The organism is Prevotella disiens (assembly GCF_900454955.1).
In the GTDB taxonomy this organism is placed as follows: Bacteria; Bacteroidota; Bacteroidia; order Bacteroidales; family Bacteroidaceae; genus Prevotella; species Prevotella disiens.
In genome coordinates, this window is record NZ_UGTL01000001.1 from 91,251 (window position 1) to 112,739 (window position 21,489).

The following is a 21,489-nucleotide window of genomic DNA, read 5'->3' on the forward strand; positions in this document are numbered from 1 at the left end:
GTTCAAAACAGTCTGTTTTGAAAATAGAAGCGATTTATCTTATGGCAAGTGTCATTTTTTTTAACCCGTTATCGATTGAATTTCAGATAGCGAAACCTTTCCAAACAGATTGATAATAACCAATTCGTCGGATTCAACACTTAGTAAAACAAATTCTGATTTACCATTTCTATATTTCTTTTCATAGATGTTTACCACCTCGCCCTTGCTTTTTGTTTTCATCACCAAAGCATATTTTCCCCTTCTATAATAGGCTTCGGCTGTGGCTTTTATGCTGTTTATCATCGAAGGACGTTCGCATTCCAAGATGTAAATATGGTCTAATCGGTTGGCAATACGAGATATATCTTTGTTTCCAGCCTTTACATTTTTCATCATTCGCATCATGGTTGGCGAAATATAAACGGTGCTTATGCCATCAACATCGTCATATTTGTCGAACAAAGCCTTTTGTCCAAAAGCCATGTTGCAGGTAAATATAAGCAGCAAAAATAATAATAGCTTCTTCATATCTTTTAATCTACTTGTTTATTAGTTGCATTTTCCACCGCTTGTAAACCCTTATTCAGCGATTTAGAAAACTTTGTAAGTGCTTTCCTTGTAGTGGCATATGCATCTTCGGGGTTATCATAAGTGTCAATTTCTTCCGTAGAAGACAATTGTTTTTGTTCGTGTTTGTCTATAAAGACACCCACAGCAACCAAAACAAGAATGCTGGCTGCTATGCCTACTATCCAACGCATTCCGTTTCGGGTGATTGTTTTGCGTGTTGTACGCTCAATGGTATTCCATTGATTGATTTGTCTGTCCAATTTTGATACTAAGTCGGCAGGCACAACAACCTCACTCTCGCACATAGCAAGGAAAATAACTCGCTCCTCACTGAGTGTTTCAGCAACATTGTCGCTCAAGAAATAATCCTTTAACAGTGCTTCCTCCGCTTCGGTGGTAAGCCCATCATAGAATTTTTCTAATAGCTTCTGTATTTCCGCCTTATCCTTCATTGTCTCATCTCCTTTATTTGTTCTCTTATTCTCTTGCGTGCGCGGCTCAATATCGAACGTAAATTCACTTCGGTGAGCCCTGTTTCAACACTGATTTCCTCGTACGTTTGCCCTTCAACATCCCTCATTATCATGATTTTTCCTTGTGGGTCGGGCAGTGCGAGTATCATCGTTCTGATGCGTTGCCATTCGTCTTGCGCATCAATTCGTTGGTTTAAATCCTCGCTATCTTTCACATGCAGTTCGCTTATTTCACGCTCTGATGCTTCTATTTGCTTACTTCGCTTCGTATCGTAAAATATTCTTCGCAATGTTGTAATGCTATAAGCCTCAACACACTCTACGCTTACAATTTGTTGGCGGCGTGTCCAAAGGCGTAGAAAGGTTTCTTGCACCAAATCTTCAGCCGCTTGAGCATTGCCTGTAAGCCGCCATGCCACCGCATAGAGCTTACGATGACATGGCAAAAAGAGTGTTTTAAACTGAGAGGATTCCATTTATAACTTTATCGAGAGCGTTTATGCTTATATTTTTTAGTCTGATTTTCAATCACCGATTGCAATGCTTTCAGTGGAACTTTCCCTTTTATTTTTACGATTGAACCATCATTCTTTTCTGCATCAATGACTACAATTTCGCGAATAATATCGTTTTTCGATTTTACCATAACGATTGACAATTCGCCATCGGTATTACTTCTTACAATTTCCTTATAACCTTTTGTCTTTAACGATTTGGCACGCTCGTAAAAGTTGGTTTTCACCTTATCAGAGCATTCCTCTAAATCGACTACTTTCACCGAATTTATCATTTTAAGGATAGATAAATCTTCATCATCTTTGCAGTCTGCTTTCTTCAATATAGCTTTTGCCAAAAACATTAGTGGTTTTGACACATGCGTATAATCCGCATTAGGACAATGACGAAATGCCGAAATGAGGCTTTTTACGTTATCTCCCACAAAGGTTGTTGCGCTTACCACATGGGTATTCAACAATAGAACGAGGAAAAATAATATTTTCTTCATGGCTATAGGGGCATTATTTTTGACTATTTATGATACTATCAATATCGTTCGGATTGATATGCCCGTCAATTACAACCAAAGCACAATCGCCATCGTCTGCATCTATGGCACAAATGACAAGACTTGTAATGTCGTTTTTACCTTCTTTGGTCAATATTCTCACCTTTTCCCCATCTGATGTAGCTCTGACAACATCGTTATAATCCTTCAAATCAAGTTTTTTAAAGGCTGCAAAGAAATTATCACGCACAGTTTTATCGGCTTCTTCCAAAGAAAGAACACGCAGACGGTCTATCGATTTTAAATATTTTGCAGCATCTTTATCACCCGAAGATGAAGCAGCAAGTGCTATTAAATCCTTTGGCATATCTACCAACGTTACGTTTTTCTCATTCTTAAATTGCTCAAGAATGGTGTCAATACTTTGTGCTTTGCCTACGATACTCATTGCAAGGAGTGCGAGTGTAATAAGAATTGTTCTCATAAATTTATCGTTTTAAATTGTTTTTATTATCACGCTTGTATTTATAGAGACGTAGGTTGTAGCTATTTTGTGGCAAAGAAAAGTGATTTTTTTGAAATAAATTGGAGAAAAGCCTATCAGATTAATAAGAGTGGTCGGAATTTTCAGACTTGTCAGACTAATCAGACACGTCCGAAAAGTCCGACTCGTCCACCTAAACCCTTTTAGTCAAACAGCGTAGGGGATTCATTTCTTATATTTTTCCCCAAGTGTTCGTAGGCTAAAGCGGTAGCCATACGACCTCGTGGAGTGCGTTTTATAAAGCCTTCCATGATTAAATAAGGCTCATAAACCTCTTCTACTGTACCACCATCTTCGCCAATAGCAGTAGCAATGGTGGAAATGCCAACAGGACCGCCTCTAAATTTGTCGATAATGGTCAGCAAAATCTTATTATCTATTTCGTCTAAACCGTATTTATCAATGTTCAATGCTTGTAAAGACGATTGTGCTATAGCATGGTCAATCGTTCCATTCCCTTTAACTTGGGCAAAATCACGCACACGGCGCAGCAAAGAATTGCAGATACGAGGCGTTCCACGAGAGCGACGAGCTATCTCTACGGCAGCATCTTCATAGATTGGAACTTTCAAAAGGTTTGCCGAACGCTTGATAATCTTACTCAACGTTTCGGGAGCATAATACTCCAAGTGCAGATTAATGCCGAAACGAGCGCGCAAAGGAGCCGTTAAAAGTCCGCTACGAGTCGTTGCTCCCACGAGCGTAAAGGGATTTAAATCAATCTGAATGGAGCGTGCTGAAGGACCTTTGTCTATCATAATATCAATGCGATAGTCCTCCATTGCCGAGTAAAGATACTCTTCCACGACAGGAGACAGGCGATGTATTTCGTCAATAAAAAGCACATCATTAGGTTCTAACGAGGTTAAAATACCCGCTAAGTCGCCTGGTTTATCTAAAACTGGTCCTGAAGTAATCTTAAATCCTACGCCCAATTCATTGGCAATAATGTTGCTCAACGTTGTTTTACCCAATCCTGGAGGGCCGTGGAGCAGCGTGTGGTCTAATGGTTCGCCACGATATTTGGCAGCTTCTACAAACACTCGGAGATTTTCTACAACCTTATCTTGTCCACTAAAGTCGTCAAACTTCGGTGGACGTAAAGCGTTTTCAAATTCCTTTTCTGCCGAAACACGTTCCTCTCTTATATTGAAATCTTCATTCATGATTGTCTTTTGTTCTATTTCTAACTGCATTAAGAGCCGTTAATACTCGTCCAATTAGCTTATAAACCCTCCTTACTTCTTTGCAAAGATAACGAAATAAAATGAATAAAGCGGAGCATGCGCCCCGCTTTATTCATTTTATTTATTTTTCAATCAGTATATTTCTTGATTAGAAAAAATTATTTTACAACCATTTTTTTGCCCTTAACAACATAGATACCCTTTGGCAAATTGTTGAGTTCAGATGCGTTTTTAATCGTTGCAACCTTGCGACCTTGAAGGTCAAACACTGCTTGTGGTGCTGCGAATGTGCCGTCTTCCGCAATGTTATCAATGCCTGTTACATCGTAACCAATAGCCTTTAAGTTCAAAGTCGCTGCTGTTCCTTTACCTGCGAAGTAGCCACGGAAAGGCTTAACGGCTGTACCAAGCTTTTCAAACTTATTACCTGTAGCGTTGATAGTATAGGCATCTTGCACGGTTCTTTCTCTGTATGAACCAAAGTAAGTATAATTAGCTCCTTGAGTAGCAGAGAGATCGCGTACTTCAAATTGTACATTTGTTGCTGTGAAGTCAATATTTACGTTCTTCATCTTCTCTGGTACACCCATAATATATGGAGTATTTGCAAGGAATTCAGGTGCATAGCGGAAACATACATCGTCGTTTTCTTGACCATCATAAGACATCAACCAGAAATTCTTACCAGTTTCGTCTTTAGTTTTGTACCAATCAATAGCCTCTCCGTTGATAGAAACCTTTTGTACATTGAATGGTAATGCGATAGTTTCCCAACCTTTACCTTTGGCATAGCTATTTGTAAATTGGCGAGAATATTTCACATCTTTAGCTACGAAAGCAATTGGACATGCGAAACTATAATTATCGTCTAATACTATCTTTTCTGCCACTGGTAAACTAGGACTATATCGATTAACTAAAACCTTGTTAGCATTTTCAAGACCAGTGATGTTTTTATTACCAACATAATATAATGTATTTGGGTTTGCCCCAGGTTTAATACTTGTAGGAGAAACCTTTGTGAGGTCAACTGCCACAACATCAGCATCAAATGTCATATTATTTGTATAAAGAGCAAATTCCTTTTTACCATCTTTCTTGTAAGATACGACTGTATTACGTACGCTGATGTAATCTGCCTTTCCACAAAAAACCAAACCTTTATTAGTAGCGTCATAACGCAAGAGTGCTATATTATAAGTTCCAGGCGCTACACCTTGGAAGTTGAATGGAATTTCTTTAACACCATCAGTTTCAAGTTTCACAGAAGTTGGAAAAGATTTATAAATATAACCACCCTTTACCAATGCAAGGAGTAAACCTGATGTAATTGGAGCATCTTTTGCAGTAATTTTAACAGAACCCACTACGTTATCACCAACGATTGTCTTTACATCATCTTTGAAAGAAAATTTTGTTTCCACAGTACTACTTTCAACTTCTGCATCAACATTTACTTCTTGCTGTTTTAATAACTTATTGTTACCAGCTACCAAATAAAGTTTCTGAGGACCTGCTTGTGTAAAAGCATAGTCTAAATCGAAAGATAATTCTTCGCCAGCTTGTAACAAAATAGGGCGAGCTTTATAAATTTTATAAGCTACTCCGTAACCAGGAATATAAGACTTAGCTGTTGCAACACCTATTGTACCATTGTATTCTTTTTGACTTTTATTTTTAATAGTAACGTGGGCTTTTGCAAATCCATTAACAATATTTTCGATAAAAGGTTCTAATCTTACTACTTCTAAACTTTTAGAATCGTTGTAGACCTTATTGTAAGCAGTTGTAATAATACCTTGGCCATCTACAGATACATCTACAAAGTTGCTTTCGTCCCATGACCATGCAGTAGTTCCTTGCTGGCGAAGTAAGATATAAGCTTTGTATTTCTTATTAGGGGTAAGATTTTTTAATATAAACTGCGTAGGTCTACTATAATATCCTGGGGTTATGGAAAATTTTTCAATCTCCGTATTCAATGCAGGAGTATTTGTTGTATTTTCTTCGCGTACACCAATTGCACATTCAACGTCTTGGGTCTTATCAGAATAATGGAACAAACGAGTAGTAATCGCAGCTCCGTTAATACGAACAAACTCTGACACTATGCGTGTACTACGGTTTTCTGCTTGCACACCTTTATTAATTCCGATGATTGCAGATTGATAAACAGCATAACCACCTGAACCTGAACCTGCGCCAATACCAGACTCATCAGGGTTTAAAATTGGAATAGCAAAATAACCATTAGCTATACCACCCCAACCCCAGTTGATATGAAAGAGACCATTGCCATTGTAACCGTCAAGAACGAAGCAATGACCGCCACCATCAGCTTGTGAACCATTAAAAATAACAGGACGATTATGTGCAACTTCATTGTACATAGCGTCTTCAAATTCTTGTGCTGTTACTTTAGAACGGTCTAAAAAACTTGCACTATAATTGAAATAATCATTAAAAGCGGGAGCAATGTCTGAAGGCATTGCACCTGAACCACCATATTCCGCATAGTCGTATTCCATTTGAACAGAGCTTCCGATGTAAGCCATTAATTTACTAATAGCTTCTTTTTGTTCTGGTGTTGAACCACTTGTATATTTTTCTAACTTCAAGTTAGCCCAATCAATTGCTGTACCTGCGTCTACTTTCGCAACAGTACCTGAATAGTGTCCAGTTTCCCCTTTTATCTTATAAGCAGGAATTTCCTTTGTAATGTTGTTAGGCCATTGATAGTAATACATTACTTGTGCCATCGCTGTAGCCACACAACCTGTTACAGTTTGACCTTTAGTGCCTTTTGGACATGCGTTGTAATAAGGGGCATCTTGATTCCAATTACATTTTACCAATGGTTCTACTGCTCTGCGTGATTGGATAGCGTTTTGTGAAGAAGTACCACCGATTGTTTTGTTTTCAGCATCCAATTCTGCTACTTGTTCAGAATAGGTTTTCAAGAAGTCACGCATGTTATCTGGTATCTTATTCAAGTCGAATGAGCCAGAATCTACATAACCCAAGATTGGTTGAATTCTGTCATCACCTGACACAATAACGAAACCATTATTGTTACCAGCGTTAAATACATAATAAGGAGCAACTTCCTTAGTTGCTGATTTTAATCTACGTTGTGGGGCATAGGCCGCATTCGTAGTTTTCAACACTTTTCCTTTTGCTGCAAAAAAAGATTTTGCAGTTTGTGCTGCTGTGGATTGTTTCACAGGAGCAGCATAGACCATCTGTACAGCAGACAGCAACAGAAGTGCTAATAAATGTCTTTTTCTCATCATTTACTCTTGTTTTGTTATTATATGATTGTTTTGTAATAGTCGCCAAAGATATATATAATTTTGAAATCTTACAAAAAAATCTACAAAAAAATAACATATTTGTATAAAGATTTAAATTATACTCTGTTTTTAACAAATAAAGGGTACATTTTTTTATATATTGGGAGTAACAAAATATTCCAGAAATAAAAATCAAGAAGTAGGCAAACAATTACATTAGTGTGCAAAAATGTAAGCAGAAAGGTTGCAAAATATTAGTCGCAGGCTAATAAAGCAATTTAGCTTCAGCAGTATCGGGGCATCATGCCTACACTTTTAAAATCCAAAATAGGCACTTTTGAACGTCAAAACAGGCTCTTTTGAACTTCAAAACAGGCTCTTTTGAAATGAAGTCTTTTTTTTATCTTCGACAATAGTACAATTTTGCAACGAAACATGTAGCGTAAAATGAAATAAAAGCGGAGGCAGCAATGCAGGCACAACTATCTTTTTTTTAAAAATCTCTTGACCATGAAACGATAATAAAAGAGAAGCAAACATAATATTTTTGGAGTTAAGGAGTTAGAAATTTGGTTTTGCTTATGCTTTATTGTATCTTTGCATACGATAAAACTCATTATAAGATAATGATAATGAACGCAGAAAAGGAAATGAAGATAGGTCTCTTTGTTGGTAGTTTCGACCCTTTTACGCTTGGACACGATTCTATTGTCAGGCGAGCTTTGCCCCTCTTCGATAAAATTGTGATTGGTATAGGTGTAAACGAGCACAAACAATACATGCAAACAACTGAAGAACGCATGAAAACAATTCAGGGGGTGTATGCCGATAAAAGCAAAATTGAGGTGAAAGCCTACACCGATTTGACGATAGATTTTGCAAAACGTGAAGGAGCTACCTATTTTATAAAGGGCGTACGCAGTGTGAAAGACTTTGAATATGAGCGGGAGCAAGCCGATATTAACCGACAATTGGGCGGAATAGAAACTTTGTTTTTAGTAGCCGAACCACATTTGGCAAACATCAGTTCAAGCCTTGTAAGAGAATTAATCCACTTTGGCAGAGATGTGAGCGATTTTTTGCCAAAAAATAAAGACTGAAAAATAAATTAAGATGATAACATACAATGCAGAAGGGGTAAAACTCCCTAAAATAGGCAAACGAGAAACTACCAAATGGATAAAGGCGGTAGCCGAAACGCATGGAAAAAAAGTGGGAGAAATAGGCTATATGTTTGTGGACGATGAGAAAATTCTCGAAGTAAACAATGAATATCTCGGTCACGACTATTATACTGACGTTATCACTTTTGATTATTGTGAAGAAAACGAACTCAATGGCGACATTGTAATCTCATTAGACACCGTTCGAACCAATGCCGAAAAGTTTGGAAAGACCTACGAGGAAGAGCTTTATCGGGTCATTATTCACGGCATTTTGCACCTTTGTGGCATCAACGACAAAGGTCCAGGAGAACGTGAAATCATGGAAGAAAATGAAAATAAGGCATTGGCAATATTGAAAGAATTATCTATGAAATAAAAAAATGTGAAACTATCAATAGTCCCACATGATGATATTGAAAAAAGCAGCAAGCTGATTTGAAATACAAACTAACTTGCTGCTTTTGTTTTATTGCTTTTCGTCGGCTTTAATCACGTCTAAAGCCTTTTGAATAATATCACTTTGCTCGTTCCAAATCCTAAAGTACTCGTTCATATCCCATATATCTCGAGCAACGAGCGACTTGATTTGATGACGCATATATACCAATGACTTTTCTAAATCGGCAGCATTTTTAGGTTCAATCTTTTGCTTTTTAGCCTCAGCAACAATTGCTTCTGTCAGCGATGTTGGCACTTCGTAATTGGCTTGGAAGTCATTGAATGTTTTAAATCCCTTGCGTAACGCTTTACGATTATTATCTACGTATTTCAAAAAAGCGTCCATCAAAATATTTTTAGCCATGATTTGGCGATGATAAACCGTAAATTTGGTCGTGTCCAATGGTACAAAATAGTCGGGCATAACACCGCCCCCACCATAAACAGGACGATGTTTGCGCACGGTATAATACTTCAACGAATCGTCAAAATGTATGCTGTCAGGGTTGGTAAGTTCCCCATGTTTGAGGCGTTTCTCTAAGTCCATGTCATAATCCATTTGGTCGCCTTTCTTGTAAGGCTTCTGAATGCAGCGCCCACTTGGTATATAATAATGTGCAACCGTCAGACGAATCATACTTCCGTCAGGCAATTCGAATGGACGTTGCACCAAACCTTTACCGAAAGTACGGCGACCTATAATGGTGGCACGGTCGTTATCCATCATGGCACCTGAGACAATTTCGGCTGCTGAGGCACTAAACTCATTGACCAAAACATAAACTGGTATATCTTTTAAACGCCCGTTACCACGTGCTTTAAAGTTTTGTCGTGGCACACGACGCCCTTCTGTATAAACAATCATGTCGTCGTCTTGCAAAAATTCGTTAGCTATGCGCACAGCAGATTCCAAAAATCCACCACCATTGTCTTGCAAATCAAGAATTAAACGCTTCATTCCTTGTTGCTTTAACGTTTCAATGGCAGCCATAAACTCTTCGTGGGTTTTCATTCCGAAACTCTCTAAACGTACATAACCTATTCCTGGGCGAATCATGTAGGCTGCATTGACCGTATGAACAGGAATTTTGGCACGAGTAACAATAAAAGTTAGTTTATTTTTAACCCCGCGACGAACAATGCCTAACTTCACTTTTGAACCCTTTTTACCACGCAAACGCTTCATAATATCCATACGGCTCATCTTTACACCAGCAATAAGCGTGTCATCAACCATAACAATGCGGTCGCCAGCAATAATTCCTACTTTTTCAGAAGGACCATTTACAACAGGTTGAATGACCACTAACGAGTCGTCAATAATATTAAATTGAACTCCGATACCTTCAAAATCGCCTTGCAAAGGTTCATTCAAAGCCTTTGTCTCCTTAGCATCAGTATAAGTAGAATGTGGGTCAAGTTCTTTGAGCATACCACGAATGGCATCTTCCGCTAACTTTTGTTCGTTTACATCTTCAACATAAAAGTTAGTAATAGCAATTTCTGCCATTTGTAATTTGCGCAATGGCGAATCACCACCAAAGTTAAGGCTCACTTGTGCAACTGCATTATTGCAAAGCAACACCACCATTACAATCAAAAGGCAAATCTTTTTCATTTCTTTTCTGTTTTTTCAGACGTCAATGAAACGTCCTTGGGTTTGTTTTTATATTCAGTGGGAGTCTATTCTTGCGATAAATCGTTTACTAAATCTTCCTCAATAACCAAATTCTCAATGATAAAGTTTTGGCGTTCCATCGTATTCTTACCCATATAGTATTCCAAAAGATTTTGAACTTGGTCGTTTTTGTGCAAAGTAACCTGCTCTAAACGCATTTCAGGACCAATAAAATGAACAAATTCGTCAGGAGAAATTTCGCCAAGACCTTTAAATCGCGTAATTTCCGGGTCTGGTCCAAGTGCCTCAATAGCATTAATTCGCTCTTCTTCGCTATAACAATAAAGCGTAATAAGGTCGCTTTTCTTATCGCCTTTACGAAGTTTGGCATCTTGTTCTTCTATGATTTTTTTGTTCTTTATCTTTGTTCTCTTGTTGCGAACACGGAACAATGGAGTTTGAAGAACATAAACATGCCCTTTTTTAATAAGCTCTGGGAAAAATTGTAGGAAGAAAGTTATAATAAGTAAGCGTATGTGCATACCATCAACATCGGCATCGGTCGCCACAATCACCTTATTATAACGCAAAGTATCAAGCCCATCCTCAATATCTAAGGCAGCTTGTAAAAGATTAAACTCTTCGTTTTCATAAACCACTTTCTTGGTTAATCCGAAACAATTCAGCGGCTTTCCACGCAAAGAAAAGACTGCTTGCGTATTGACATCACGGCTTTTTGTTATACTTCCACTGGCAGAATCGCCCTCTGTAATAAAGATAGAACTTTCTTCTTTAAGGTCATTTTTAGCATCACTGAAATGAATTCTACAGTCACGCAGCTTTCTATTGTGTAAGTTTGCCTTCTTTGCACGCTCACGAGCCAACTTTGTTACGCCCGCCATGGCTTTACGTTCACGCTCAGTTTCCTTGATTTTATTCTCTAAAATATCGGTAAATTCTTCTTTGTGAATGTGCAAATAGTTGTCAATATTGGTTTTAATGAAATCGCCAACAAACTTGTTGATGGTTTCTCCATCAGGCGCCATGAGCGTAGAACCAAGCTTAATTTTTGTTTGCGACTCGAAAACTGGTTCTTCAACATTCACAGCTATGGCTGCAACCATACCATTTCGAATATCCCCATATTCGTATTTTCCAAAAAATTCCTTGATAGTGCGTGCAATATGCTCCTTAAATGCACTTTGATGCGTACCGCCTTGCGTTGTATGCTGACCATTTACAAATGAGTAATATTCCTCTCCGTACTGATTTGTATGGGTAAAAGCAATCTCAATATCCTCCCCCTTCATGTGAACAATAGGATATAACGGATCAACCGTCATATTATCGGTAAGCAAATCTTGCAATCCATGACGACTTGCAATGCGGTGTCCATTGTACATAATGGTCAATCCCGTGTTCAAGTAAGTATAATTTCGGAGCATAGTTACCACAATATCATCGTGGAAACTATAATTTTTGAACAACGTATTGTCAGGCTCAAAGTAAATATAAGTGCCTTGCTCATCGGTAGATTTTTTGGTATTATCGCTTTTTTTATTACCCTGCTCGAATGAAAGTTCACGAACTTTGCCCTCACGGAAACTCTTTACTTCAAATTTAGAACTTAATGCATTGACTGCTTTCACACCAACACCATTCAGACCGACACTCTTTTTAAAAGCCTTTGAGTCGTATTTACCACCTGTATTAAGCATTGAAACGGCTTCAACGAGTTTACCTTGTGGAATGCCACGACCATAATCTCGGACAGAAACTCTTAAATTATCTTCAATATCAATCTCAATCCTATCACCTTCGTTCATTTTAAACTCATCAATAGAATTGTCTATGACCTCTTTCAATAGCACATAAATTCCATCTTCGGGGAGTTTTCCATCACCTAAACGTCCGATGTACATACCAGGACGTGTGCGTACATGTTCCATATCCGATAAATGTCGAATGTTTTCGTCTGTATATGCTACTGATTTTTTGTTGTCTTCAGCCATTTTTCCTCCTGAACGATATTTTTTCTGTATCTATCCTTATTAAATTCTAATTCTTTTCTATCAAGTCTCTACTTAAAGTTTTTTCTTAAAGCAACGTCTGCGTTTATGATTTACTGTGTCAAACATGTCCCATTGGCTTTGTACACCACCATTAGTTTCCATTTCGACTTGACTTTCACCCCATTTGATACCATATTTTTGGTAGCGTGGAATTAAATCGTAGAACAACAGTGCATTAGCGCCCTTGGATCTGTATTCTGGAAGAAATCCTAACAGCAATAAATCTACTCCTTCTGTCTTTGTAAACTTAATTACTTTCAACATGTGCCACCAGCCAAAAGGTAACAATCTGCCTCGTTTGCATTTTTGTAATGCAAGGGAAAGTGACGGAATAGTGATGCCCATACCTGCAATTTGATTGTCTTTATTGCCGTCTTCAATGACTGTTATAAATTCCAAATTGGCATAAGGGAAGTATTGATTGATATAAACGTCTATTTGTTTATCGGTCAATTCTGAATAGCCGTATAGGTCTTTGTAAGTACTATTAATGAGATGGAAGATTTTTCTACCATATCCGCCTTCGAAAATATCCTTTTTCGTAAGTTTTTTAATGTGCAAATTATATCGCTTCTGAATCATTTCAGAGAGTTTTATCAACTTTTCTGGGATTTGATCAGGCACATTTATTTTGTATTCCAAGTAGTCTACATCTTTCTCCCAACCTTCCAATTGTTCAAAATGCTTTGGATAATAATCGTAATTATAATTCGTTGCAATCGTTCCTAACTTATCAAAACCCATTGTAAGCATGCCCTCTGGATCCATATCTGTAAACCCTAAAGGTCCAGCAATGGTATCCATGCCTTTCGAACGACCGTATTCTTCGACTGCGGTGAGTAATGCTTTTGAAACTTCAATATCATCAATGTACTCAATCCACCCAAAACGCACGTCTTTACGCTCCCACTTTTTATTGGCTTTATGGTTGATAATTGCAGCTACACGACCTACAATTTTATCATCTTTCAATGCTAAGAAATATTCAGCTTCACAAAAATCGAACGCTGGATTCTTGTCTTTGGACAATACATTCCACTCGTCGCTATAGAGCGGAGGGACGTCGTACACATTTCCTTCATAGAGGTCATAGTGAAATTCAATAAACTTTTTAAGTTCGTTTTTTGTTTCGACCTTCTTTATTTGGATTAATGACATTATGATATAATTATTTCATTTTTGACTTTAAACATGCAAAGATACTTATTTTATATAAGGTTTACAAATTTACATCACTTTTTTGGCTATTATTAATATATATTCTTTGTTTTGACGTGTAGTTGCAAAAATATAAACTTCGCCTCCATCTTTTATTTTTAAGCGTTTTCTCAACTCCTCAACACGCATGGGAAAGTTTCTAACGGAGATGTTTGCTTGCGTAATACCTGCTATTTTTTCTTTTAATTCCTTCTTGTTAAGGCTGCAATAATCTATGATTTTGAATTGTCTGCCTGGGAAATTACGTTCCCAATGATTTGAAATAAAAAGATGAGAGTTAGCACTAACGGCTGCAACATCATATCTTTCTGTAATTTGAGCATAGTCGCCCGCTTTCATTAGCGAGGCATTTGGTTCATAAAGGTAGTTGGGTAAAGGCGAATTCATATCGAAAATTCTTTGTTTCAACGATGAATTTGCTTCTTTTTCATTATTTCTTTCGTATTCGAAACACTGTTCATCGTTCACGCAAAAAACCCTTATTTTCGTTTCTGATTTATTATTTTTTGCCATTTCATCAGCTGAAAGTACCAACAAAAGTTCCTTACATTCGTTGCCAACCGATAAGATATGCACTTCAAAAACACATTCTAATTGCTCCACAGCCTTGTGCCAATCTAACATTGGCGATAGTTTTACGATGACAAATTGGCTTTTTGACATCAATTCATCGCGCAATGCTAACACATTGGGTTCACAATCTTCTATGGAAACCACTTTCCCCCCGTTTGCATTTCGGCGTGCTGGGTCTAAAAAGAGAATTGTTTGTGGCTCTAAAGTCTGTAAAAATTCGATGGAATCTTTATTTTTTAGCATTACATTTTTCAACCTTAGTCGCTTGAAATTCTGTTCTGCTATGCTGCACAATTGTTCGTTTCGTTCCACATAACAAGCCGTTTCAACCACTTGCGACATATAAGAAAAGTCTACACCAAATCCCCCTGTTAAGTCAATAAGACTAGTTTTGCCATTCACTTCGACAGAATTTATCAACCTTCTCACCAGTTTTTGTTTATAAACTGCTGTTTGTTCGCTCGAACATTGCTCCATATTAAGGTGCGGCGGATAGATTATTCCGTCAATCGCTGCCCACATGGGTAGTTTTGTTTTTGCTAACTGTCGCCCTTGTATCTGGTTAATGGCAAAAGGCATATCCACCTTTGGAAAACGTTTCCCCAACAAAGCGAGTGTTTTCACATCAGCATTTGCATATTCACGGATAAATTCTGGAGTTTCCAATTGTCTGAAATTCTTTGTGAACTATATTATTTTACTACTTTCAAGTTGGCTTTTGCCCATGCTCTTGTGCAGAGATTAAAGTGCCACCATTCGGTTCTTAAAGGAGTGAATCCCGCTTCTTTCATCACACGGCGCAATAATGCTCGGTTTTCAAAACGCTCTTTTGTAAGGATACCCTTGGCTAAAAGTTGCTGTTCTTTGTCTATATGACTTTCAAAGCCCATGTGGTCTACTTTCGTTCCCATTGGAATTGTATCTATTGAGCATGCCTTTGCGCTATCTTTCCACAACTTTTCATTCCACGAAGCCTTGCAAATACTAATATCCACCGCCATTCCGTAGTTGTGCATGCCGCCTCCGTTCTTCGGATTCGATACATAAAAATAATGATTGGTATTCTTTACTGCGTTCCACATGGTTTGTTGTATGCTCATGGGGCGGGTAGCATCGAAAATAATCAGACTTAAATCTGGACGCAAACGCTTCAATTCGGCTTGGGCTTTCTTCAATGATGTGGCACAGCGAGGCAGGAAATAAGCCTCACGCAAGTCTTTGTACAGCATTTTCTTTAAGAAATTGTCCGTACGAGCATACATCAACGCTATTTTTATGGTAGGGTCTACGCTTTTAATATTTACTAATCCTTGCTGCTCCATGCGTTGTGCAGTAGTCGAAACAGACGCTTTTCGCACTTCGCTCTTATCCTTTTTGAATGCCGAAAAGCCCATTACGCAGAGCAAGACAATCAATAAAATCGTTATTTTCTTCATTTTTGTATCTGTGGGTTTATTCATTTCCACATTCAAAGATACAAAATTTTGTTATCAAAAACAAGTTTGGCGAAGATAATTCAGTGTTTACTCAACTATCTTCGCCAACTTATTTTTATTCATTTCTCACGATTTTATCGCAAGAAGCATTCTATTTTCTTCGATTAATACGCTATTTTTATTGCGACTCTACCTTGTTTCAAAATGGCAATATGTCCGCTTGGCATAGAGATAGTTACATCACCGTTTGCATCTGCAACACCTTTATGGAGCAATTTACCAGCTGTATCAAAAATAGCAAATGTTTTTTCAGCTTGCAAACCTTTCACAATGATATTTCCGTTATGGCTTATCACCTTCAGATTTTCAGTTTCAACCTTATCAATTCCGTCTGTTTTGGTAAATACAGCTGCAAGGACACCATAATTATTAATGGTAAATGTATTGTTTTCTATTGTCTTTCCGTCGAGCATAGTCTTCTCCAACTTGTAGCCTTGCATTGGTGTAGCTTCTATTTCCACCTTCTTTCCTTTGACAATTGGTGTCCATTCGGCCACATTATTGCCATCAACTTTTGTTTTAATGCTACCTTGTGTGTTTGCTTCAAACTTCAATCTTACTTTGTCGCAACCACCACCGTTGCCTTGTACCTTTACAAAATAGTTCTTACCGTCCAACAAAGTCTTGTCGCAAGTAGCTGAACCATCATTGCCGTCAGCTTGGAAACGTGCTTGGTCGCTTTCGTTTGCTTTTGGCAAAAGATACATTACATCGTTGAGCGTACAAGCATCAAACTTGTTATTGTCCAAATCAAGTTTAATTAATTTAGGATTCTTGGTAATATCAATAGTAGAAAGTTGATTGTCTGATACATCAAGGTCTTTCAATAATGGGTAAATTGCAACATCAATGTTCTTCAAATCACATTTTTCCATGTGCAAATATCTAAGATTTGGCTTATTGGTCAAGTCAGGGAATACCTCAAATTTATTTTCATCAATGGTCAAAATTTCAAGATTAGGATTGCTTGTAAGGTCTAATTCTGTTAATCCCATGCCAGCACATGATAGTACTTCCAATTTAGGATTCATCTTTGTACGCAAAGCACCCACTACATTGTAGCTACCATAGAATTGTTCAAGATTTGCCAAGTTACTCAAATCGATAGAAGTGAGTTTATTTGCTGTAACACTTAAAATGCGCATTTTTGGCAATTTGCTCAAATCCAATGCTGTAATCTTGTTGCCTGTTAAATCAAGGTCTTCCAATTGGTCATTCTTACCCAAGTCGCAAGCTACCAACTTTTGACATTGAGCTGCCAAACTATACAAGTCGCCATAAATTTTTATTACCGAATTAGCACTAACTTCCAAATTAACTTTGTTTGGAAGACCCTTTTTCAAAATGGTATAGTCCTTTTTTGTGCCGTCAACATCAATCTGAATGGTCTGATTGGCTTGTATTCCTCCAAGCTGTAAAGTTACTTCATTAGGAATTTCTTCACCATCTTCATCTAATTTTGTTTCCAACTTAGGGTCTACTTTCAGGGTGAAATTAGGTACAACTTCTGCTGTTCCAACAGTAGGCTCTTCGCCACCATTAGGCACACAATACACTTTGGCAACCCAACCTTCAGCTACATCAGCCGAATAGAAAGCTACTGACAAGCAGCCATCTTTAGATGTTGAAGAAACACGCACAGGCATCTTATTTTCTTCACCTTTAAAACGCTTTATTTCTGTTTTATCTTTAGGCCAGCCCCAAGTAGCTTCATCTGTTCGATCGCAATAGAGTTCAACTAATCCATCGTAAATTCTTAAATCATCATATTCGGCTAAATTCATTTTTTCAAATACAATGGTTATATGTGAGTCAGAATTTCCTGGTTCTAAGCGCATCAAAGTATAAGCAAAATCGCCTTTTGTTCCTTTTTCAGGACCACCATAATCATAAAAATTGCGTGGCTTTCCTTGTTCTACTTTTTCTTGATACCATGGTCCTTCTGTTCCTGGTTGATAGATTGGACTAACACTTTGGGCACATAAGTTTAAAGCACCCAATAATAACAGTGTGATTAATGAATAAAATTTTTTCATAAGATTGTTAGTTTGTTGATAAATTTTCAGTTTGTTGATGAAAAAAAAACTTGGTTTATAGTTGATTTCATCAAGAGATGCTTCAAAAGTAATTAGAAAATTGATGAAAACAAAACTTTTATCAAACTTTTGATGCGAAAGCATTCATATTTTTCTAAAAAGTATTAGAAACTGTATTTTTAACGAAAAACATAGAAATCAATTTCGAAAATTTTTATTTCTTTTGACTTTCCTCAATTTTTTGCTCTATTTCTTTCCTTTGCTTGTCAATCTTCATTTGGTTGTAAATACGCAAAATAGGGTCGTCCGTATCGGTGCCGTCCATCTGTTTAAATATCTTGCGTAGTTTTTCAACGTGCTTTTTATCTCGTTTCAATCGTTTGTCGAGCATTAAACCTAAATCAAATCCGCCCAATTCGCGAGGTGGGGCTTTCTCCAATATATCACGTTCAGGCATCGTTTTTAGCAATGCTCGCCCATCTATTCGGTGCTTTCCCATGATAACGACTTCGTCTAAATAGTGTTTCTCATTAAAAAGGAATAAGGTATCTGACTTTAATTCTTTACAAAAGAGTGTTTCTTTATGGTAACTTTTATGCGTAAAAGTAGCTGTTTTAAATGTGTCAGGAAGTAAAATAATGCCACGGAAATCTGTTTTTCCAAATGGTTTATCGTCTATTTTTACCTGCACATTGCGTATAGGCAATTTTGTAGTAGCATCGCAAACCTGTACTTCTTGTGCATTTGCAACGATTGCTACCATTAGAGCGAGTAATAATAGATAATGTTTAAGCTTCATTTGTATGATTTAATTACTTGCGCAAAAGTATGATTTAATTACTAAAACCAACTTTTTTGCGTTAGAATTAGTTGTAAAAAGATTGAAGAATATAAAATGTTAAGACTTATCGCTATTCGTTTAACGTAAATTTCAACAAAACATGACTTACAACCTCTATGTATTATTTTTCTCGCCTATTGTTTCAATTTTAAAACAATAGGTTTGCAACAAAAAAAGAGCCTGTTTTGAAGTTCAAAACAGGCTCTTTTGGGATTCAGCACAATTAGATAATGCCGACCTTTAATCTTCAATTTTATCTTTTTTCTTATTCTTTACTTTAAACTTATCGAAACCTTCACCGAACACACCCATTACTTGACTCTGGGTTACAAAGGCATGAGGGTCTATATCGTTGATAAAACGGTACAACAAACCAGCTTCACGTTGGCGAGTTACCACCAAAACAACCTTCGTATTGTTGCCTGTATAATATCCATGAGCATCAATTACCGTACAACCACGATGAGGAGGCATCTCCACAATTTGCTTACAAATTTCTTGGTAACGCTCTGAAATAATAAGGAATTGCACTGACTTTCGTCCTGCGTTTACTACTTGGTCAAGCACAAACGAAGCAACTATCAAACTAACATAACCATAAATGACTTGTTCCCAATCCTTCAAAACAACGTAACTAAAGGATACAATAGTGGTATCCACCAAGATAATCACTCTGCCGAGCGATATATCGTGATACTTATTAACCACCGCAGCAACAATATCCGAACCTCCCGTACTACCATTATAAGACAAACAGAAACCCAAACCTGCACCACAGAAAATAGCACCGATGAGTGCGGTCATGAAAGGTTGGTCACTCAAAATCGTTGGATTAGGACAAAACTCTTGTAAGTAGCCTGTTACAAATGTAAGCATAACAACGCCGTAAACAGTCTTCACACAAAACCGCCAGCCCAATGTTTTAAGGGCGATGATAAGCAGTAATGCGTTCATACAGAAGTAGGTAATATAAACAGGAATGTGCAAGCCCCAAAATAAAATAGACGACAAACCAGCCACACCTCCCGTACTAATATTGTTAGGAAGCAGGAAAATGTTCCAACCAATACCATATGACAAACAGCCAATGGCAATAATCAGATAATCTACAATCTCGCGAAAAAGCGCTCTCTTTGTAATTTTAATGCTCATAAAAAAAAGTTTTAAATCTGTTACCCATTACTCTTCAAAGTGAATGAAATTCTTTGCAAAATTAGTCATTAATATTGAATAAACAAATTAAATGCTTACAATTTATTGACAATTCTCTATCGTTTTGCAAAAAGTAATAAAAACGCAACATTTCTATTTGTTTTAATAATTTATAAGAAACATATAATTGTTTACTTATATCCTAAAATTAAAAGAAACAAATTACTTTATGCATAAAATTATTATTAAACAGCATCATAAAGATACTTTATTCCTTAAATTTCAACTTACTTATAATTTTAAATCACATACCATTTTAAGTGTTTTAAACATTCCTTATATTCGAAAAACGCCCTTAAAACACCAAAAACAAAATGTAAACTTCCTATTTGTAACGAAATTGAACGCCTTATACTATCCTTTCTCTGACAAAGACAATTTTAAGAAAAATCAAAAAGTGGGAAATTTAAAGCAAAATTTGAACGATATTTTAACATAAAACAAAAAAGCTAGCACCATGGTGCTAGCTTTTTACTCTAATATGCTATCAAAATTTGAGATATGAAACTTCGCAGTTTCGAGTTGTTTTATAGAAAAATGATTTGTTTTATAGAGAAAGCATTAAATGATATTTCTTAATTTACATCGGAAGGTGCTATTGCTTGTGCCTGCTGAGCAGAATCAATCTTTGCCGAATCAATCTTTGCTACCGCTGCACCTTTGTTGGCTGTATTTTCAATAGGTGTCATTGTAGGCTGCTGAGCCGCTTGTTCATCGGTTAAAGCACCCTGTAATGCGTTCTGCAAAGTGAGTATGATAGCAACAACCGCCGCCGCTTTGAATAGAGGCATAAGCCTTTGTCGCATGGTTATTACACGAGCCTTTACAGGATGGTCTTCATTGACCATTCCGAGTATCTTTTGGTCAAAGTCTTCACCCAGTATCTCGGTTGCCTTTTCGGTTTGTTCGTAGCTGAACAATTCCTTATAAGGCAGCAAATTGGCAGGTACGTCCTCCTGAGAGAAGAACGAACGAAGTATCTCCTCCTCTTGCAGAGAAGTTTCACAGCGCCAATAACGCTCCATTAACTGTTCTATGTACTTATAATCCATATTGTTCTATTTTCTGAAAGTTTTGTTTTACCGTTTGTCTGGCGCGGAAAATATTAACTTTTACTTGCTCTTCCGTGATGTCCAATATATCGGCAATTTCTTTGTATTGCTTACCTTCAAAGTCGCGTAACTGCATACATGAGCGTTGCTTTTCGGGCAGAGCATTTACGATTTCCTTGACTACTCTGATGCGGTCTTGGTGAATTAATCGTTCTTGTGGGGTGATACTTTCATTCGTAACCTCTACGTTCTCGTCTTCTAACGATGCGTTTTGGTTGTCTTTTTTCTTTAATCTATCGAGTGAAATGTTTCTGCAAATACGCAAACTATAGGCTTCTATCGAGTCAATATTGTCCCATTCGTAGCGTCTGTCCCACACTTTTATCATCGTATCCTGTACAATATCTTCTGCTTCTTCGCGATTAAGACAGATGCGAAGAGCCAACCTAAAGAGTTGATTCTTTAAAGGCAAGACATCGTTTCGGAAACTGATTTTTTTCATTCTCTCTGTTTTAATGACGAATTGGGTGAGGATAAAGTTACAAAAGGGGGCGAAAAAGAAATAATTTTAACTTTTGTTACGAATTAAAATAAATGGTTACTGCTACATTTTCTTTTATTCGTGCGAGCTTTTGCTTAATATCTTGGTGTGAAATATAAAAGATAGATGAACAAAAGCCCGCACAAATGAAAAATATTTGCTTGGATTTCA

19 protein-coding genes are annotated in these 21,489 nt (G+C 37.2%); 2 read left to right on the forward strand and 17 right to left on the reverse strand.

Annotated elements, in window-relative coordinates:
- Positions 1-60: 60 nt before the first annotated feature.
- From DYI03_RS00350 to DYI03_RS00380, 7 genes are all read right to left on the reverse strand, one after another.
- Positions 61-510, reverse strand: coding sequence for a DUF4252 domain-containing protein (locus tag DYI03_RS00350; protein ID WP_004358139.1), 450 nt, complete (start codon positions 508-510; stop codon positions 61-63).
- Positions 511-515: 5 nt separating this feature from the next.
- Complete coding sequence (locus DYI03_RS00355) at positions 516-1,004, reverse strand: hypothetical protein (RefSeq protein ID WP_021669664.1); 489 nt, start codon at positions 1,002-1,004, stop codon at positions 516-518.
- Complete coding sequence (locus DYI03_RS00360) at positions 1,001-1,501, reverse strand: RNA polymerase sigma factor (RefSeq protein ID WP_004358161.1); 501 nt, start codon at positions 1,499-1,501, stop codon at positions 1,001-1,003. Before DYI03_RS00360 ends, DYI03_RS00355 begins: the two co-directional genes overlap by 4 nt.
- A gap of 8 nt (positions 1,502-1,509) precedes the next feature.
- Positions 1,510-2,031, reverse strand: coding sequence for a DUF4252 domain-containing protein (locus DYI03_RS00365; RefSeq protein WP_021669663.1), 522 nt, complete (start codon positions 2,029-2,031; stop codon positions 1,510-1,512).
- A 13-nt stretch (positions 2,032-2,044) separates the two neighbouring features.
- Entirely contained in the window at positions 2,045-2,515 is a 471-nt protein-coding gene (locus DYI03_RS00370) for a DUF4252 domain-containing protein (protein ID WP_021669662.1), read from the reverse strand.
- Between the two features lie 203 nt (positions 2,516-2,718).
- Positions 2,719-3,741: a Holliday junction branch migration DNA helicase RuvB gene (gene ruvB / locus DYI03_RS00375; RefSeq protein WP_025064540.1), complete on the reverse strand. Its 1,023-nt coding sequence runs from the start codon at positions 3,739-3,741 to the stop codon at positions 2,719-2,721.
- 179 nt (positions 3,742-3,920) lie between these two features.
- On the reverse strand, positions 3,921-7,055 hold the full coding sequence (locus DYI03_RS00380) for a C10 family peptidase (protein WP_021669659.1): 3,135 nt from the start codon (positions 7,053-7,055) through the stop codon (positions 3,921-3,923).
- Positions 7,056-7,705: 650 nt separating this feature from the next.
- On the opposite strand from DYI03_RS00380, the gene coaD reads away from it, so the two are divergent.
- Positions 7,706-8,155: a pantetheine-phosphate adenylyltransferase gene (coaD, locus tag DYI03_RS00385; RefSeq protein ID WP_025064542.1), complete on the forward strand. Its 450-nt coding sequence runs from the start codon at positions 7,706-7,708 to the stop codon at positions 8,153-8,155.
- 13 nt (positions 8,156-8,168) lie between these two features.
- On the forward strand, positions 8,169-8,597 hold the full coding sequence (gene ybeY / locus DYI03_RS00390; protein ID WP_021669656.1) for an rRNA maturation RNase YbeY: 429 nt from the start codon (positions 8,169-8,171) through the stop codon (positions 8,595-8,597).
- Between the two features lie 90 nt (positions 8,598-8,687).
- Here the strand turns inward: ybeY and DYI03_RS00395 are convergent, their stop codons facing one another.
- The 10 genes from DYI03_RS00395 to DYI03_RS00445 form a co-directional block, all read right to left on the reverse strand.
- On the reverse strand, positions 8,688-10,277 hold the full coding sequence (locus tag DYI03_RS00395; RefSeq protein ID WP_021669655.1) for a S41 family peptidase: 1,590 nt from the start codon (positions 10,275-10,277) through the stop codon (positions 8,688-8,690).
- A 65-nt stretch (positions 10,278-10,342) separates the two neighbouring features.
- Positions 10,343-12,289, reverse strand: a complete 1,947-nt coding sequence (locus DYI03_RS00400) for a DNA topoisomerase IV subunit B (protein ID WP_021669654.1) — start codon at positions 12,287-12,289, stop codon at positions 10,343-10,345.
- A 72-nt stretch (positions 12,290-12,361) separates the two neighbouring features.
- Positions 12,362-13,507 carry a hypothetical protein gene (locus DYI03_RS00405; RefSeq protein ID WP_021669653.1) on the reverse strand — a complete coding sequence of 382 codons (1,146 nt, stop codon included), beginning with the start codon at positions 13,505-13,507 and terminating at the stop codon, positions 12,362-12,364.
- A gap of 69 nt (positions 13,508-13,576) precedes the next feature.
- A complete protein-coding gene (locus DYI03_RS00410) occupies positions 13,577-14,806 on the reverse strand; it encodes a THUMP-like domain-containing protein (RefSeq protein ID WP_021669652.1) in 1,230 nt (409 codons plus the stop codon).
- 26 nt (positions 14,807-14,832) lie between these two features.
- Entirely contained in the window at positions 14,833-15,576 is a 744-nt protein-coding gene (locus DYI03_RS00415; RefSeq protein ID WP_025064543.1) for a M15 family metallopeptidase, read from the reverse strand.
- A gap of 164 nt (positions 15,577-15,740) precedes the next feature.
- Complete coding sequence (locus DYI03_RS00420) at positions 15,741-17,672, reverse strand: leucine-rich repeat domain-containing protein (RefSeq protein ID WP_025064544.1); 1,932 nt, start codon at positions 17,670-17,672, stop codon at positions 15,741-15,743.
- Positions 17,673-17,886: 214 nt separating this feature from the next.
- Positions 17,887-18,471 (reverse strand): hypothetical protein, encoded by a 585-nt coding sequence (locus DYI03_RS00425; RefSeq protein WP_021669648.1) that lies wholly within the window; start codon positions 18,469-18,471, stop codon positions 17,887-17,889.
- Between the two features lie 282 nt (positions 18,472-18,753).
- Positions 18,754-19,665, reverse strand: coding sequence for a YitT family protein (locus DYI03_RS00430; RefSeq protein WP_004358437.1), 912 nt, complete (start codon positions 19,663-19,665; stop codon positions 18,754-18,756).
- Positions 19,666-20,300: 635 nt separating this feature from the next.
- Positions 20,301-20,777: a hypothetical protein gene (locus DYI03_RS00440; protein WP_021669646.1), complete on the reverse strand. Its 477-nt coding sequence runs from the start codon at positions 20,775-20,777 to the stop codon at positions 20,301-20,303.
- Positions 20,767-21,279, reverse strand: coding sequence for an RNA polymerase sigma factor (locus DYI03_RS00445; protein ID WP_004358414.1), 513 nt, complete (start codon positions 21,277-21,279; stop codon positions 20,767-20,769). Before DYI03_RS00445 ends, DYI03_RS00440 begins: the two co-directional genes overlap by 11 nt.
- Positions 21,280-21,489: the final 210 nt, after the last annotated feature.